At 70.3% G+C, this 16439-nt stretch carries 12 protein-coding genes and 2 pseudogenes; 7 read left to right on the top strand and 7 right to left on the bottom strand.

Going from position 1 to position 16439, the window contains the following annotated elements; all coding sequences use genetic code 11:
- Nucleotides 1–27 precede the first annotated feature (27 nt).
- Entirely contained in the window at nucleotides 28–234 is a 207-nt protein-coding gene (locus AB0I23_RS17555) for a type I restriction enzyme endonuclease domain-containing protein (RefSeq protein WP_359110131.1), read from the top strand.
- A 102-nt stretch (nucleotides 235–336) separates the two neighbouring features.
- Here AB0I23_RS17555 and AB0I23_RS17550 read toward each other — a convergent pair.
- The 4 genes and pseudogenes from AB0I23_RS17550 to AB0I23_RS17535 form a co-directional block, all read right to left on the bottom strand.
- Nucleotides 337–563 (bottom strand): annotated as a pseudogene (locus tag AB0I23_RS17550) (DUF397 domain-containing protein).
- Between the two features lie 162 nt (nucleotides 564–725).
- The gene (locus tag AB0I23_RS17545) at nucleotides 726–2339 is read right to left on the bottom strand and encodes a cation acetate symporter (protein WP_359110129.1); all 1614 of its coding nucleotides are present in this window, start codon (nucleotides 2337–2339) and stop codon (nucleotides 726–728) included.
- Nucleotides 2336–2755: a DUF485 domain-containing protein gene (locus AB0I23_RS17540; RefSeq protein ID WP_359110127.1), complete on the bottom strand. Its 420-nt coding sequence runs from the start codon at nucleotides 2753–2755 to the stop codon at nucleotides 2336–2338. Before AB0I23_RS17540 ends, AB0I23_RS17545 begins: the two co-directional genes overlap by 4 nt.
- A 144-nt stretch (nucleotides 2756–2899) precedes the next feature.
- The gene (locus tag AB0I23_RS17535) at nucleotides 2900–4516 is read right to left on the bottom strand and encodes an MFS transporter (RefSeq protein WP_436846952.1); all 1617 of its coding nucleotides are present in this window, start codon (nucleotides 4514–4516) and stop codon (nucleotides 2900–2902) included.
- 415 nt (nucleotides 4517–4931) lie between these two features.
- On the opposite strand from AB0I23_RS17535, the gene AB0I23_RS17530 reads away from it, so the two are divergent.
- The 3 genes from AB0I23_RS17530 (at nucleotide 4932) to mfd (ending at nucleotide 12311) form a co-directional block, all read left to right on the top strand.
- Nucleotides 4932–5720 (top strand): ABC transporter ATP-binding protein, encoded by a 789-nt coding sequence (locus AB0I23_RS17530; RefSeq protein WP_359110125.1) that lies wholly within the window; start codon nucleotides 4932–4934, stop codon nucleotides 5718–5720.
- Nucleotides 5717–8302, top strand: coding sequence for an ABC transporter permease (locus AB0I23_RS17525; RefSeq protein WP_359110123.1), 2586 nt, complete (start codon nucleotides 5717–5719; stop codon nucleotides 8300–8302). Before AB0I23_RS17530 ends, AB0I23_RS17525 begins: the two co-directional genes overlap by 4 nt.
- A gap of 478 nt (nucleotides 8303–8780) precedes the next feature.
- Nucleotides 8781–12311 (top strand): transcription-repair coupling factor, encoded by a 3531-nt coding sequence (gene mfd, locus AB0I23_RS17520; protein ID WP_359110122.1) that lies wholly within the window; start codon nucleotides 8781–8783, stop codon nucleotides 12309–12311.
- On the opposite strand, the gene AB0I23_RS17515 is transcribed toward mfd, so the two are convergent.
- Nucleotides 12289–12522 carry a hypothetical protein gene (locus AB0I23_RS17515; RefSeq protein ID WP_436846951.1) on the bottom strand — a complete coding sequence of 78 codons (234 nt, stop codon included), beginning with the start codon at nucleotides 12520–12522 and terminating at the stop codon, nucleotides 12289–12291. The two genes, mfd and AB0I23_RS17515, sit on opposite strands and share 23 nt — an antisense overlap.
- Nucleotides 12523–12664: 142 nt before the next feature.
- On the opposite strand from AB0I23_RS17515, the pseudogene AB0I23_RS17510 reads away from it, so the two are divergent.
- The 3 genes and pseudogenes from AB0I23_RS17510 to AB0I23_RS17500 form a co-directional block, all read left to right on the top strand.
- Nucleotides 12665–12994 (top strand): annotated as a pseudogene (locus AB0I23_RS17510) (HNH endonuclease); the annotation flags it as partial.
- Nucleotides 12995–13088: 94 nt separating this feature from the next.
- Complete coding sequence (locus AB0I23_RS17505; RefSeq protein WP_359110120.1) at nucleotides 13089–13847, top strand: HNH endonuclease family protein; 759 nt, start codon at nucleotides 13089–13091, stop codon at nucleotides 13845–13847.
- A gap of 159 nt (nucleotides 13848–14006) precedes the next feature.
- Complete coding sequence (locus AB0I23_RS17500; RefSeq protein WP_359110118.1) at nucleotides 14007–14753, top strand: GNAT family N-acetyltransferase; 747 nt, start codon at nucleotides 14007–14009, stop codon at nucleotides 14751–14753.
- Between the two features lie 41 nt (nucleotides 14754–14794).
- Here the strand turns inward: AB0I23_RS17500 and AB0I23_RS17495 are convergent, their stop codons facing one another.
- Both AB0I23_RS17495 and AB0I23_RS17490 read right to left on the bottom strand, forming a co-directional pair.
- Complete coding sequence (locus tag AB0I23_RS17495) at nucleotides 14795–15526, bottom strand: hypothetical protein (protein WP_359110116.1); 732 nt, start codon at nucleotides 15524–15526, stop codon at nucleotides 14795–14797.
- A gap of 48 nt (nucleotides 15527–15574) precedes the next feature.
- A complete protein-coding gene (locus tag AB0I23_RS17490) occupies nucleotides 15575–16408 on the bottom strand; it encodes a DUF4190 domain-containing protein (RefSeq protein WP_359110114.1) in 834 nt (277 codons plus the stop codon).
- Between the last annotated feature and the right edge of the window lie 31 nt (nucleotides 16409–16439).

Below are 16439 nucleotides of genomic sequence, written 5' to 3'. Positions count from 1 at the left end.
ACGCTGACGGCAACCGGACCCGTCGGATTGCGGGGGCACTCGTACATCCGAGACAACCTGTCCGTCGACCGGCTCTCCCGCGAGCCGGTCCGCGCCGGGCTGCGTGCCCGCATCCGCCGTGTCCTGGCGAAGTTCGACCACCCGTCGGAGGAGGAGCACGAGGCCGTCGACCTGGTGCTCAAGCAGATGGAGACCGTGGCCGCGCTGTGGGCCCCGGGAGCGAAGCAGCCGTGATCAGTGGGCGGGCTGCCGAGCGGCAGCCCGCCTGCGGGGTCGAGCGGAATTCAGGCAGCAAGGTGCACCACGGCTCGGCGCAGGACCCCGAACCCGTGCTCGCTACCGGTCGGGGCGGAAGCGGTAGTTCGCCTTCAACTCACTTATGAATGACGCCCAGGAGGCCGCTGGGAATGCGAGCGCCGGGCCGTCCGCGTTCTTGCTGTCACGGACGGGGACGACGCCGGGGAATCCGTCCGCCACCTCCACGCAGTCGCCCCCTCCTGATTGCTGTAGCTGCTCTTGCGCCAGTCGGCGCCGGTCAGATCGGGACGGGACACTTGCTCCACGGGGGGGGGTGCCCTCCGTCCCTGATCTTGCGTGGGTATCCCCGGCTTCAGCCGGGGAGGGAAACGCATCCTGAGCGCGGAGGCGCGGAGCGCCGGAGTTCTCTGCGTCTACGTCGGTGACGGTCAGGTGGGCCGCTTCTGTCCTTCGATGTACTGGCGGGGTCAGCGGCGCCCCGTCGCCGGCGGCGCGCCCGCGAGGATCCACGGCTCCTCCACCTCGTACCGCCGGCGCGCCTCGGCGGAGGTCCGCCGGGGCAGCACCGTGCCCAGCCAGCCCGCCAGGAATCCGGCCGGGATCGAGACGAGGCCGGTCGTGGTGAACGGGAACCAGTTGAAGTCGTGCCCGGGGAAGACCGACCCGGGCGATCCCGAGACCAGATTGGTGCCGGTGATCAGCACCAGCACGGCGACGGTGCCGCCGATGAGGGTGCAGAGCAGTCCGGTTCGGGTGAAGCGACGCCAGAACATGCTGTAGACGAGCGCCGGGGCGAGCGCCGACGCTCCGACGCAGAAGGAGAGCGTCACCAGCGCCTGGAGATTCCAGTGCCGGGCCGCCACGGCGAGGACGATGGCGAGCAGCCCGACGCCGGCCGCCGCGGCCTGCGCGGCGCCCATCTCGGTCCGGTCCGCGACCTGCCGCCTGCTCCCGTCACGCATCCCGTGGACGAACAGGTCGTGGGCCAGCGAGTTCGCACAGGCCAGGATCATTCCGGCGACCGAGGCGAGCAGGGTCAGGAAGATCGCCGTCGTCATCGCCGTGAGCACCAGTGCACCGATCTTCCCGCTGCCCGCGACCACACCGCTGACCTGGAGCACCGAACCGTTGCCCTGTGCCCCGGCGGCGACGATGAGGTCGTGGCCGACCAGCGCGGCCGCACCGAAACCGATCACGGTGAGCAGCAGAGAGATCCCGACGACCACGGAGACCGCCCAGGACATCGAGCGGCGGACGGCCTGCGCGCTGCGGGCGCCCGTCATCCGCATGGTGACGTGCGGCAGTGCGGCGACGCCGAACACCAGGGTCAGTTCGGAGCTGACCATGTCGAGGCCACTGCCGCCGAACTGGAGCCTCGACTGCAGATAGGCGGTCCCGGCACCACTGCCCCGCTGGGCGGCCGCGAGCAGCGCGGCGACGGACCAGTCGAAGTGGTTCATGACCAGTGCGGAGACGGTGAGACAGGCGACGACGAGAAAGACCGTCTTGACGATCTGGATCAGGGCGGTCCCCTTCATCCCGCCGATCGCCGCGTAACCGATCATCATGATCCCGAGCACGATGATCGAACCGGTACGGAAGCCGGAACTGTCGAATCCCAGGATGAAGGCCATCAGATCGCCGCTGCTGGCGAGCTGAACGACCATCAGCGGCAGCAGGGCGGCGAGGGTGACGCCGCAGGTGGTGATCCGGATCGCGCGGCCGGGGGCGCGGCGGGCGAACACGTCGCCCATGGTGAACCGGCCGGCGTTGCGCAGCGGTTCGGCGAGCAGGAACATCAGGAGGACGAGGGAGAGCGAGGTGCTCAGGCCGACCACGAGCCCGTCGTAGCCGGTGAGGGCGACGAGTCCGCTGGCGCCGAAGACGGTCGCCGCGGAGAGGTAGTCCCCCGCGATGGCAAGGCCGTTGCGGACGGGGGAGAGCGAGTGGTAGCCGGTGTAGAACTCGGCGAGGTCGTCGTGGTCGGGGCCGGTCATCACGCAGAGCAGCAGAGTGACGGAGGCGACCGCGATGAATGCCACGAGGGACATCCCCTGCGCGGACTCGTCGATCCCGTTCATCGGGCCGCTCCTGTTCTTCGGAGTGCGGCGGCGAGCGGGTCGACCGTGCGCCGTGCGGTCCGCTCGTACAGGGCGATCGCGAGCAGGGTCACCGGGAGCTGGCAGAGGCCGAGCGCCAGGCCGACGTTGAGTCCGCCGCCGACCGGACGGGACATCAGCCCGGGGGCGAAGCCGGACAGCACCAGGAAGAGCGTGAAGTAGCCGAGCGCGGTCAGGGTCGCGACCCGCCGCAGCACCCGGTACGCGGTGCGCAGCCGGCGCAGATCGCTGTGCCGTCCGGGAGCGGGCAAGGGCGTGCGTAGTGGCGGCGGACGGCGGGGCGGGGGCGCTGATGGCGGACTCTGCCAGGGGAGAAGGAGATCGGGGTCGTACGGGGGGTGGCGCGGCGGTTCGAGGTGCGAGGGCTCGTACGACATCTGGGTGCTGCTCCTTGCATGGCTCGGGTCCGGGGCGGACTGCAAGGGAGAGCGCGTGAGCGCTGCCGGGACGCGAACACTACTCGCGGGTAGGGCAACAGAGGAGTGGTTGGCGCGAACTGCCCTCCATGAAGAAGAAGTTGGCTAATTCCGTGGTGCTTCGGTGTTGCTTCCGGGGCTGGTTGCGGAGCCGGTTCCGGCGTCCTCGGTGAGGATCGGGAAGCGGCGCGGCGCCACGAACACCAGCACCAGCAGTGCCACCGCCGCGGCCACCGCGGCCCCGACGTACACCTGGTCGACAGCGGCGTCGACGGCCCGCCGCAGATGGTCCGTCGCGGCGGCGGGGAACGCGCCCGGGTCGTCCAGCGCGTGCGAGATCGCGTCCAGGTCGCCCGGCAGCCCGGGGACGGGCGCGTCGGCGAGCCGGGAGGCGAGGACCCCGTTGGCGACGGCGCCGAACAGCGCGGCGCCCAGACTCTGGCCGACCTGGCGGCAGAACAGTACGGAAGCCGTCGTCGTACCCCGTTCGGACCAGCCGACCGTCGACTGGACCCCGACGATCAGCGGCAGTTGGAACAGCCCCAGCGCCGCGCCCAGCAGCAGCATGATCAGGGCCGGCTGCCAGGGTTCGCCGGGGTACGGCAGCAGCGGGAACGAGAGCAGGATCAACAGGGCGCAGCCCATGCCTATGATCGCGGTGCGGCGGAATCCGATGCGGTTGTAGACCCGGTTGGAGAGGGCCGCCGACACCGGCCAGCTCAGCGTCATCACGGAGAGCACGAAACCGGCGGCGATCGGGCCGAGACCGAGCACCGACTGGGCGTACGTCGGCAGGAAGACGGTCGGGGCGACCATCAGCAGCCCCATCGCACCCAGGGCCAGATTGACCGAGGCGATGGTCCGCCGACGCCATACCCAGCCCGGGATGATCGGCTCGGCGGCGCGCCGCTCGATGACGACGGTCAGCACGGCGAGGACGGCGCTCGCGGCCAGCAGGCCGAGCGACGGCGCGGAGAGCCAGGGCCAGGCGACCCCGCCCTGGACGAGCGCGGTCAGCAGCAGGGCGCCGGTCGCGAAGACGGCGAGGGCGCCCGCCCAGTCGATCCGTGGCCGGTGCGCACCGGCCACGCGGGCGCGGTACGGCTCCTGGAGGTGGCGTACGACCAGCCAGAGCGCGAGCGCCCCGACCGGCAGATTGATCAGGAAGATCCACCGCCAGTCGCCGTACGCGGCGAGCAGCCCGCCGATCACCGGCCCGGCGACAGCGGACGTGGCCCAGACGGTGGACAACTTGGCCTGGATCCTGGGGCGTTCCTTGAGCGGATAGAGGTCGGCGGCGATCGTCTGCACCGTGCCCTGCAGCGCCCCGCCACCGAGCCCCTGGACGACCCGGAAGGCGATCAGCGCGGCCATGTTCCAGGCGGCGGCGCAGAGGACCGAGCCGACCAGGAAGAGGATGATGCCGGCGATCAGGACCGGCTTGCGGCCGAACGTGTCGGAGAGCTTGCCGTAGACCGGCAGAGTGACGGTGACGGCCAGCAGATAGCCGGAGAAGAGCCAGGAGAAGACGGCGAAGCCGCCGAGATCGCCGACGATCTGCGGGACGGCGGTGGAGACGATGGTGCCGTCGATGGCCGCCAGCGCCATGCCGAGCATCAGCGCGGCCACGACGGGGCCCCGGCCCCGGGGCGCGACGGGGGAGGGAGCGGGGTCCACTCCGGACCCCGACATCGCTTCGGTGTCGCCGCCCGCGCCGCTCATAAAGATCCCTTCCCCATGCACGTATCTTCCGGTGACACTGTCTCACCCGCCGCCGTGCAGGGCACCGGGACCGGCCCGCAGCCACCCGGGGGCGGAGCCCCTGAGATCCGGCTCCACCCGGAGGCCGAGACCCCTAGGGGGAGCTCCTTACTTCGGTCCAGGGGCGGTTCCTCCCGGCGGAGGACGTCGGGCCGGGGGCCCGTTCCTTAACGTGTTCCTACAGCGCGAATGCGGGTGACCGCAGGGGGCGGGGTGGGGAAAACCCCACCTCAAGACTGCGCTGGGCACCAGCGCGCCGGACCACGTCCGGACACGAGACTTGAGTACGTACACAGCGCCGTCCGTTCAGCGGGCGGCGCCCATCTCGACGCGACGTCCTCACCGATGACGTCTTCACCGACTTAGGAGAATCACCGTGACAACGGCTGTAACCATTCCCAGGCACGGGGGCACTGGAGGGCGTACGGCCGTCGCTGCGCGGGCGCGGCAGGTCGTCAAGGCGTACGGCGCCGGGGAGACCCGGGTCGTCGCGCTCGACCACGTCGATGTGGACATCGCCCGCGGGCAGTTCACCGCGATCATGGGCCCGTCCGGTTCCGGCAAGTCGACCCTGATGCACTGCCTGGCCGGACTGGACACCGTGAGCTCGGGCGAGATCTACCTCGACGAAACCGAGATCACCCAGCTCAAGGACAAGAAGCTCACTCAGCTCCGCCGGGACCGGATCGGCTTCATCTTCCAGGCGTTCAACCTGCTTCCGACGCTCAACGCGCTGGAGAACATCACGCTGCCGATGGACATCGCGGGCCGCAAGCCCGACGCCGGCTGGCTGCGCCAGGTCGTGGAGACGGTCGGTCTCGCCGAGCGGCTGAAGCACCGGCCCACCGAGCTCTCCGGCGGCCAGCAGCAGCGCGTCGCGGTCGCCCGGGCGCTCGCCGCCCGGCCGGAGATCATCTTCGGTGACGAGCCCACCGGGAACCTGGACTCGCGGGCCGGCGCCGAGGTGCTGAGCTTCCTGCGCAAGTCGGTCGACGAGCTGGGCCAGACCATCGTCATGGTCACCCACGACCCGGTCGCCGCCTCCTACGCGGACCGGGTGCTGTATCTCGCGGACGGACGCATCGTCGACGAGATGCACAACCCGACGGCCGACCAGGTCCTCGACCGCATGAAGGACTTCGACGCGCGCGGGCGGACGTCATGACCGTCTGGAAGACATCGAGGCGCAACTTCTTCGCGCACAAGGGACGAATGGCGCTCTCCGCCGTCGCGGTCCTGCTGTCGGTGGCGTTCGTGTGCGGCACGCTCGTCTTCACCGACACGATGAACACGACGTTCGACAAGCTCTTCGCCGCCACCTCCGCCGACGTCACCGTCAGCCCCAGGGCCGCGCAGGGCGCCGACGAACTGCCGGAGAACGGCAAGCCCGTCACGCTTCCCGCCGCCGCGGTCGAGCAGGCCGGGAAGGCGGATGGGGCGAAGACCGCCGAGGGCGCGGTCGTCAGCTTGTCCGTCACCGTTGTCGACAGCCACAACAAGAACATGGGCTCCTCGTCCGGCGGCCCGACGATCGCGGGCAACTGGACACAGAACGAACTGCGTTCCATGGAGATCACCTCCGGACACGCACCGCGCGGTCCGACCGAGGTCATGGTCGACGCCGACACCGCGGACAAGCACCACCTGAAGATCGGTGACGAACTGCGCACCATCGCCGTCACCGGCGACATCAGGGCGAGGATCAGCGGCATCGCCTCGTTCAAGGTCACCAACCCGGGCGCGGCCGTCGTCTATTTCGACACCGCCACCGCGCAGGTCAAGCTGCTCGGCAAGCCCGATGTCTTCACCCACATCTCCGTCACCGCCGAGCCCGGTGTCACTGATACGCAGTTGAAGAAGAACGTCGCCACCGCCCTCGGTGACAGCGCCCCGTACAAGCTCCAGACCCAGCAGGAGGCCGCGGACGCCAACAAGGACTCGATGGGCTCCTTCCTCGACGTGATGAAGTACGCGATGCTCGGCTTCGCCGGGATCGCCTTCCTCGTCGGCATCTTCCTCATCGTCAACACCTTCTCGATGCTGGTGGCCCAGCGCACCCGCGAGATCGGTCTGATGCGGGCCATCGGCTCCAGCCGCAAGCAGGTCAACCGGTCGGTCCTGATCGAGGCGCTGTTCCTCGGCTTCGTCGGTTCCATCCTCGGTGTCGGCGCCGGAATCGGTGTCGCGGTCGGACTGATGAAGCTCATGAACTCCATGGGCATGAAACTGTCCACCGAGGACCTCACGATCGCCTGGGCGACCCCGGTGCTCGGGCTGGCGCTCGGCATCATCGTCACCGTCCTCGCCGCGTACATTCCGGCACGCCGGGCCGGGAAGATCTCCCCGATGGCCGCCCTGCGCGACGCCGGAACCCCGGCGGACGGCCGCGCCGGCCGGGTACGGGCCCTGATCGGCCTGGTCCTCACGCTCGCCGGTGGCGCCGCCCTGTACGTCTCGGCGCAGGCCGACAAGGCGAGCGACGGATCGCTCTTCCTGGGTGTGGGCGTCGTCCTCACCCTGATCGGCTTCATCGTGATCGGCCCGCTGCTGGCCGGCTTCGTGGTCCGGGTGCTCAGCACGGTGGTGCTGCGCATGTTCGGCCCGGTCGGACGGATGGCCGAGCGCAACGCGCTGCGCAACCCGCGGCGTACCGGAGCGACCGGAGCGGCCCTGATGATCGGCCTCGCGCTGGTCGCCTGCCTCTCCGTCGTCGGTTCGTCGATGGTCGCCTCGGCGACCGAGGAGCTCGACAGATCGGTCGGCGCGGACTTCATCGTCCAGCCGAGCGGCAACCCGCCCCAGCCGATCGTGCCGCAGGCCGCGAAGGCCCTGGAGGCCGTTCCGGGCATCGAGCACATCACCGACTACAAGGTCGTCAGCGCCAAGCTCACCGCACCGGACGGCTCGACCGAGGACAAGGTCCTGGCCGCCGTCGAGCCCACGTACCGGGACGACCTGCGCCGCGAAACGGTCTCCGGCAACCTGGCCGACGCCTACGGCAAGGACGCCATGTCGGTCGGCGACGCGTACGCCACCCGGCACAAGATCAAGGTCGGCGATCGGATCACCGTCGCGTTCAAGGACGGCGGGACGGCGAAGCTGAAGGTCGCCGCGATCACCTCGGACGACACGAACGTCGACAAGGGCGCGATGTACACCAACATCACGACCGCCGAGAAGTACGTCCCCGCCGACAAGATGCCGAAGAACATGATCATGTTCGCCACGGCGCAGGACGGCAAGGAGAAGGAGGCGTACGCCGCCCTCAAGGACGCCCTCGTCGCCTACCCGCAGTACACCGTGCAGAACCAGGCCGACTTCAAGCAGGACCTGAAGGACCAGATCGGCCAGCTGCTGAACATCGTCTACGGCCTGCTGGCGCTCGCGATCGTCGTCGCGGTGCTCGGTGTGGTGAACACCCTGGCCCTGTCGGTGGTCGAGCGGACCCGTGAGATCGGCCTGATGCGCGCCATCGGCCTCTCCCGCCGCCAGCTGCGCGGCATGATCTGCCTGGAGTCGGTGGTCATCGCCCTCTTCGGCGCCCTGATCGGCCTCGGCCTCGGTATGGGCTGGGGTACGGCGGCCCAGAAGCTGCTGGCCCTGGAGGGCCTCGGCGTTCTGGAGATCCCGTGGCCGACGATCCTCACGGTCTTCGTCGGCTCGGCCTTCGTCGGCCTGTTCGCCGCGCTGGTCCCGGCGTTCCGGGCGGGCCGGATGAACGTGCTGAACGCGATCGCCACCGAATAGCGGCCGCGGAGATCCACGTAGGATGACTGGTCCGGCTCCGGGGTGTTCCTCCAAACACCCCGGAGCCGGACGCGTACCCGCTGCCGCCCGGTGCAACTCCCGTGCGCTGCCCGAACCCGGCGCCGCGAGGTGCCGGACCCGGCGCCGCAGATCTGCGACCGGCTGGAGGCCCGCGGCTTCGAACGGCGACGGCTGTCCGCGCCGGACGTCGGCTTCGGAGCCGGGGCGCACCGCTTCACGCACCCCCGAGCCGTTGCCGCCCGGGGAACGCATGTTCACCTTCGTCGGGTGCGACGTGCCGGCGGCCACCGGCGTCAGCGGCCGGATCCGACCCGCTGAGCCGGATTGCGGGCGCGGCTGTCGGAGGGGAGTCGTACGCTGGAACCCCCGGCCCGTGATACGTGTCGGGCCCTTCGCGTTGCCCCCTGGCAGCAGCCGGCTGCCGGAACCTCCCTCGTTACCCGGACGGAAGCCCTTCATGAGTCTGCACGGTCTGCTGGATGTCGTCGTACGTGACCCGGCGCTCGCCGAAGCGGTGAGGGCCGCCACCGACGGTCACCGGATGCATGTGGACCTCGTCGGCCCGGCGGCCGCCCGCCCCTTCGCCGTGGCCGCACTGGCCCGCGAGGCCGGGCGGACCGTGCTCGCCGTGACCGCGACCGGGCGGGAGGCCGAGGACCTGGCCGCCGCCCTGCGGACGCTGCTGCCCCCGGACACCATCGCCGAGTTCCCGTCCTGGGAGACCCTGCCGCACGAGCGGCTCTCGCCGCGTTCGGACACGGTCGGCCGCCGCCTCGCCGTGCTGCGCCGCCTCGCGCACCCGAGGGCCGACGACCCGGAGACGGGGCCGGTCAGCGTGGTCGTCGCGCCGGTGCGGTCCGTGCTGCAGCCGCAGGTCAAGGGGCTCGGGGACCTGGAGCCCGTGGCGCTGCGCATCGGCCAGAGCGCCGATCTCGGCGAGACCGTGGAGGCGCTCGCGGCGGCCGCGTACTCCCGGGTCGAACTGGTCGAGAAGCGCGGCGAGTTCGCCGTCCGCGGTGGCATTCTGGACGTCTTTCCGCCGACCGAGGAGCACCCCCTCCGGGTGGAGTTCTGGGGTGACGACGTCGAGGAGATCCGCTACTTCAAGATCGCCGACCAGCGGTCGCTGGAGATCGCTGAGCACGGGCTCTGGGCGCCGCCCTGCCGCGAGATGCTGCTCACCGACCAGGTGCGGGAACGGGCCGCCGCCCTCGCCGAACAGCACCCGGAGCTGGGCGAGCTGCTCGGCAAGATCGCCGAGGGGATCGCGGTGGAGGGCATGGAGTCCCTCGCCCCGGTCCTCGTCGACGACATGGAGCTGCTGCTCGACGTGTTGCCGAAGGGCTCGATGGCGCTGGTCTGCGACCCGGAGCGGGTCCGCACCAGGGCTGCGGACCTGGTCGCCACCAGCCAGGAGTTCCTCCAGGCGTCGTGGGCGGCGACCGCCGGTGGTGGCGAGGCGCCGATCGATGTCGGCGCCGCCTCCTTGTGGGGCATCGCGGACGTCCGCGACCGGGCCCGTGAGCTGGACATGATGTGGTGGTCCGTCTCCCCGTTCGCCGCCGACGCCGAGCTCGACGAAGACACCCTGAAGCTCACGATGCACGCCCCGGAGTCGTACCGCGGCGACACCGCGCGTGCGCTCGCCGACACCAAGGGCTGGCTCGCCGACGGCTGGCGCACGGTGTACGTCACCGAGGGGCAGGGGCTCGCCTCCCGTACCGTCGAGGTGCTCGGCGGCGAAGGCATCCCGGCCCGCCTCGATCCGGACCTGGCGGAGATCTCGCCGTCCGTCGTCCATGTGTCGTGCGGCGCGATCGACTACGGCTTCGTCGACCCGGCACTGAAACTCGCCGTGCTCACCGAGACGGACCTGACCGGTCAGCGGACCGCGACCAAGGACCTGGGCCGGATGCCGGCCCGCCGCCGCAAGACCATCGACCCGCTGACGCTGGAGACGGGCGACTACATCGTCCACGAGCAGCACGGCGTCGGCCGCTACATCGAGATGGTGCAGCGCACGGTGCAGGGCGCGACCCGCGAGTACCTCCTCGTCGAGTACGCCCCCGCCAAGCGCGGCCAGCCCGGCGACCGCCTCTACATCCCGACCGACCAGCTGGAGCAGGTCACCAAGTACGTCGGCGGCGAGGCGCCCACCCTGCACCGGCTCGGCGGCGCCGACTGGACGAAGACCAAGGCGCGCGCCAAGAAGGCCGTCAAGGAGATCGCCGCCGACCTGATCAAGCTGTACTCGGCGCGGATGGCGGCGCCCGGCCATGTCTTCGGCCCCGACACCCCGTGGCAGCGCGAGCTGGAGGACGCCTTCCCGTACGCGGAGACGCCGGACCAGCTCACCACGATCGCCGAGGTCAAGGAGGACATGGAGAAGTCCGTCCCGATGGACCGGCTGATCTGCGGCGATGTCGGCTACGGCAAGACGGAGATCGCGGTGCGCGCCGCGTTCAAGGCGGTCCAGGACGGCAAGCAGGTCGCCGTCCTCGTCCCCACCACGCTCCTCGTCCAGCAGCACCACGGCACGTTCACCGAGCGCTACTCCCAATTCCCGGTCAACGTGAGGGCGCTCAGCCGCTTCCAGTCCGACACCGAGTCGAAGGCGACCCTGGAGGGGCTGCGCGAGGGCTCCGTCGACCTGGTCATCGGCACGCACCGCCTGTTCTCGTCCGAGACGAAGTTCAAGGACCTGGGCCTGGTCATCGTCGACGAGGAGCAGCGCTTCGGCGTCGAGCACAAGGAGCAGCTGAAGAAGCTCCGGGCCAACGTCGACGTCCTCACCATGTCCGCGACGCCCATCCCCCGTACGCTCGAGATGGCCGTCACCGGCATCCGTGAGATGTCGACGATCACCACTCCCCCCGAGGAGCGCCACCCGGTCCTCACCTTCGTCGGCCCGTACGAGGAGAAGCAGATCGGCGCGGCCATCCGCCGTGAACTGCTGCGTGAGGGACAGGCGTTCTACATCCACAACCGTGTCGAGTCCATCGACCGGGCGGCCGCCCGCCTCCGTGAGATCATCCCCGAGGCCCGGATCGCGACGGCCCACGGCCAGATGTCGGAACAGGCGCTGGAGCAGGTGGTCGTCGACTTCTGGGAGAAGAAGTTCGACGTCCTGGTCTCCACGACGATCGTCGAGTCCGGCATCGACATCTCCAACGCCAACACCCTGATCGTGGAGCGCGGGGACAACTTCGGCCTCTCCCAGCTCCACCAGCTGCGCGGCCGCGTCGGCCGTGGCCGCGAGCGAGGTTACGCGTACTTCCTGTACCCGCCGGAGAAGCCTCTCACCGAGACGGCCCACGAGCGCCTGGCCACGATCGCGCAGCACACGGAGATGGGCGCGGGCATGTACGTGGCGATGAAGGACCTCGAGATCCGGGGCGCCGGAAACCTCCTGGGCGGCGAACAGTCCGGCCATATCGCCGGCGTCGGCTTCGACCTGTACGTACGCATGGTCGGCGAGGCCGTCGCCGACTACCGGGCCTCGCTCGAAGGCGGTGTCGAGGAGGAGCCGCCGCTGGAGGTCAAGATCGAGCTCCCGGTCGACGCACACGTTCCGCACGACTACGCCCCCGGCGAGCGGCTGCGCCTCCAGGCGTACCGCGCGATCGCCTCCGCCACCACCGAGGACGACATCAAGGCGGTCCGTGAGGAACTCACCGACCGCTACGGCAAGCTCCCGGAGCCGGTCGAGAACCTCCTCCTGGTCGCGGGCCTGCGCATGCTGGCCCGCGCCTGCGGCGTCGGCGACATCGTGCTCCAGGGATCGAACATCCGGTTCGCCCCGGTGGAGCTGCGCGAGTCGCAGGAACTGCGCCTGAAGCGCCTCTACCCGAAGACGGTGATCAAGCCGGCGCTCCACCAGATCCTGGTCCCGCGCCCGACCACGGGACGGATCGGCGGCAAGCCGGTCGTCGGCCGCGAACTCCTCGCCTGGACCGGGGAGTTCCTCACGACGATTCTGGGGTCGTGAACAACAGCCCGGTGAGCGACCGGAACACCTCCTCGGGGTTCCGGTCGCCCAGCGGGCCGCTCGGATTGCCGCTCAGCGGCAGGGTGGCGAAGCCGTGGGTGAGGGCTCGGGCGGCCACCCCTGTGAGGCGGGCGTCGTCACCCCGACCGGCGGCGGGGAGTCCGATGGCGCCCGCGCCCAGCACCTGCGCCGCGCGGGTCCTGTGAGGCACTGCGCGGTGTGATTCGGGCCGCATCCCACACCTGTCGCGGCCTTGAACGCCCGTCAGCGGGAAGACGTCCGTAGGATCACCGGGTTCGGCTTTCTCCCCGTCAGGACGGTTTCGAGTGATATCTTCCCGCGCGTACCGAGTGATGCTGCCCGCCCTGAGCGCGGCGACCGTGCTGTCCCTGGCGGGCTGCGATCCCGAGGGCGTGACCGCCGAGGGCGGCAGGAGTGGGCGGCAGGGCGGCGGTTCCGCGGGCGGCTTCGGCGTCAGCCCGCTGAACAACCCCGACGGCACGAAGCCGGGCCTCGCACCCCTCACCGCCGAGGCGGACCGGGCCGCCGCCCGGAAGGTCATCGAGAAGGTGACCACCAAGGGGCGCGGGCCGAAGACCGGTTACGCGCGAGACGAGTTCGGCTACGCCTGGAAGGACTCGGTCGACGGCATCCCGCTGTCCCGCAACGGCTGCGACACCCGCATTATCTCTATGCTTCGCGCCGTGATGAGACTGTTCTCGCAGCGTATGCAGGGTGTGGTCGGCTGTGCGTAGTGAGAGGCACGTGAGTCACAGGATGCTGTCTACTCGCGGCAAGAGGGCCGTCCTTACGGTCGCCGTTGCCGCCGCGCTCGTCGCGGGCTGCGCTGACCTGGAGTCGGGCGGCAGCTCTGAGGGGTCCGGACCGGACGTCGCTGCCGGGCGGGCGGCGAGCCCGCTGACGAATCCGGACGGAACGAAGCCGGGGCTCGGCGCGCTCACGTCGGAGACGGACAAGGCGAACGCGCGCAAGCCCGTCGAAGAACTCACAGTCAAGGGACGTGGGCCGAAGACGGGATACGAGCGGGACAAGTTCGGCTATGCGTGGATGGACACGGCGGATGGGGTGCCGCTGGCGAGGAACGGTTGTGACACGCGGAACGACTTGCTGAAGCTCCATGGCCGGAACGTCCAGTTCCGAGCTGGTTCCGACTGCGTGGTCGTGTCGATGGACCTGTACGACCCGTACACCGGCAAGGAAATCGCCTGGAAGAAGGAGAAGGCCACCGAGGTCCAGATAGATCACGTGGTGCCGTTGTCGTACGCCTGGCAGATGGGGGCTTCTCGCTGGAGCAAGGACAAGCGGGAGCAGTTGGCCAACGACGTGCTGAATCTTCTGCCGGTCTCGGGCTCCACGAACTCCGCCAAGCGCGACTCCGGCCCGGCATCCTGGCTGCCGCCGAACAAGTCGATCCGGTGCTCGTACGCGGTGCGGTTCGCGCAGGTGTCGCTGAAGTATGCCCTTCCGGTGACAATGGCCGACAAGCGGGCGATGCTGGCGCAGTGCGGCGGCTGACGAGGCCGGGTGGCTGAGAAGCCGTCGCGGACGAGGCCCCCGGGCGGACGCTCTGCCGGGAGGGCGGGGCGCCGGGTGCAGGTCGGCCGGTCGGCCGCCTCCATGCCGCACCGAAGAATTCGGTGGCCGGCAGGAATACCGGCACCTAGCGTGGGGCGGATGGAGCTGACCATCACCACGCTTGCCGCGCGCCCCGAGCTCGCCGGGCCCATGAACGCGATGCCCGAAACCTGGCCGGAGTTCGTCGTGGAGGATCTCGTCGCGTGGGCGAACTACCCGCGGATCGCTGTTGAGTTCCCGGAGTATGTGCTCGTCGCGACGGACCCTGACGGCACGGTCGTCGCACGGGCCTACAGCGTGCCGTTCGCGCTGAATGCCCCCGGCCGAGGAGAGTTGCCCGAGGGCGGCTGGGACCAGGTGCTGCTGTGGGCGTTCTCCGACCTGCGGCGCGGGTCCACGCCGGACACGGTCAGCGCGATCGAGATCTGCGTCGCCAAGGGGTGGCAGGGGAAGGGCATTTCGGGGCGGATGGTCGCCGCGATGCGGGAGAACGCCGGGAGGCTCGGGTTCCGGGAGCTCGTCGCTCCGGTGCGGCCGAACGCCAAGCACCTGGACGCCTCGGCTCCGATGGAGGAGTACGCCCGCCGGACCCGGGCGGAGGACGGGCTGCCGTACGACCCGTGGCTGCGCGTCCATGTGCGGGCGGGCGGGGTGATCGAGGCGGTGGCGCCGGTGTCGATGACGGTGTCCGGCTCCCTCGCGCGGTGGCGGTCCTGGACCGGGCTGCCGTTCGACGAGGACGGTCCGGTGGAGGTGCCGGGGGCGCTGGTGCCGGTGCACGTTTCGGTGGCGCACGGATACGCGGTGTACGTGGAGCCCAATGTGTGGGTGCGGCACAGCGTGTGAACACAACAGGAACCCGCTCGGGCGAGCGGGTTCCTCAGGTGTCAGACGGCCGGTCTCTTCACCGTGAACGGTTGGTCGAACTCGGAGAACTCGACCGTGACCGGGGTTCCGGTGCTGAAGCTCAGCTTCAGGATGTGGGGTCGGCCCTCCGCGGCGATCGCCGCCGTCCATGTTCCGCGGCCCGCCGTGCCGGTGAGGGACAGCACGGGCGTGGAGCCGACAGTGGCCGCCCGGCCCTTGTGGGCGGTGGCACTGTTCCCCGCCAGGCGGTCGAGGAACACCTTCCGGTCGCAGTAGCTCAGGGCCTCCGCCGTGTACCGGTCGGAGGGGCGTGCCTTCACCCAGCGGCCCGTCAGGTTCTTGACCTCGGTGTCCACGGTGGTGCGGGATCGGCCCGCGCCCGCCGCCCGCAGCATCGCCTCGTCGGACTGGGTGTAGACCGTGCCGCCGGTTCTGACCAGCTCCATCGTGCCCGCCGCGCCCATGGACAGGGTCACCGTGCACTCGCCCCTGATGTCGGTGGCGACGTACGTCTGGACGGGGGCGCCGTCCGGCGACTTCGTCCCGACGGCGATACGTACCGACTTGGCCGCCCGGGTCGCCGCGAGGGCCTTGTTGACGACCTCGGGGCCGCTGAGCCGGGCGAACGGCGCGGGGTCCTGCTGCTGGGCGAACACCGTGTCGCAGGCCGTGACTCCCAGGGCGGCGACCACGCAGAGGGACGCCGTCGCGGTGCGGAGAGCGGTTGCGGCGATGCCGGCTGGGGGGCGCATGGGCGGGCTCCGTCCTGGGGGAGGGGCAAGGGAGGGGGAGGGCCGGGATCAGAGCGCGAGGTCCCACTGGGTGGCGTCGTACGTGAAGCCGGGGTTGACCTCGACAGTCAGGTTCTTGGCGTCCGCCGGAGCGTCGAAGGCGAACTGGACGGTGACCTTCTTGCCGGGCAGGACCGTGCCGCTGAAGCCCTCGCCGACTTTGCCGTCGAAGATCTGCTCGGCGTCCACACCGTCCTTGCCGGCCCGCGCCTCGACGTTCACGAGCGCCGCGTCGAACTTCTCCTTGCCCGCGTTCTCGATGACGACCGCGATCCGGTACGCCTTGTTGCCCTTCGTGTGACCGGCGGCGTACGAGTCGGGGGTGTACGAGGTCGCGTCGCCGACCGTGACCGTCAGGTCGTCGTCGTACACGGCCGAGTCGCCGGCCTCCAGCGCCTTCCCGGCGTCCTTCTTCTTGTCCTTGCCCTCGGCGGTGTCCGTGCCGCCCGCCTTCGGCCGGGCGGAGGCAGTGGTGTCCGACACCGCCTTGTCGAGTTCGTCCACCGCGTCGCCCACCGCCTTGAAGGTGATCACCGCGCCGACCACCGAGAGGATCAGCGCGATCAGGCCGAGGACGGCGCCGAACGTGGCCATGCCCTTGTTGGTGGCCTCGCCGCGCTTGGCGCGGCCCCGGCCGACCAGACCGAGGATCAGGGCAATGAGGCCGAGGACGCCCGCCAGCCAGAAGAGGAACGGGATCAGGCCCGAGACGGCTCCGATGATGCCGAGGATCAGCGCGGAGATGCCGAGCCCGTTGCGGGCCGGGCGCAGGCCGGGCGTCTGGGCCGGGGCGTACGGCTGCTGGGGCTGCGGGGACTGCGGCGGCTGCGTGAACTGGGACATGGCTGTGCCCTCCGGCGTGCAGGGATGAATG

Origin of the sequence: Streptomyces atratus, from assembly GCF_040655115.1 — a bacterium.
Taxonomy (GTDB): domain Bacteria; phylum Actinomycetota; class Actinomycetes; order Streptomycetales; family Streptomycetaceae; genus Streptomyces; species Streptomyces atratus_D.
This window is presented reverse-complemented; position numbering and strand designations above follow the sequence as displayed.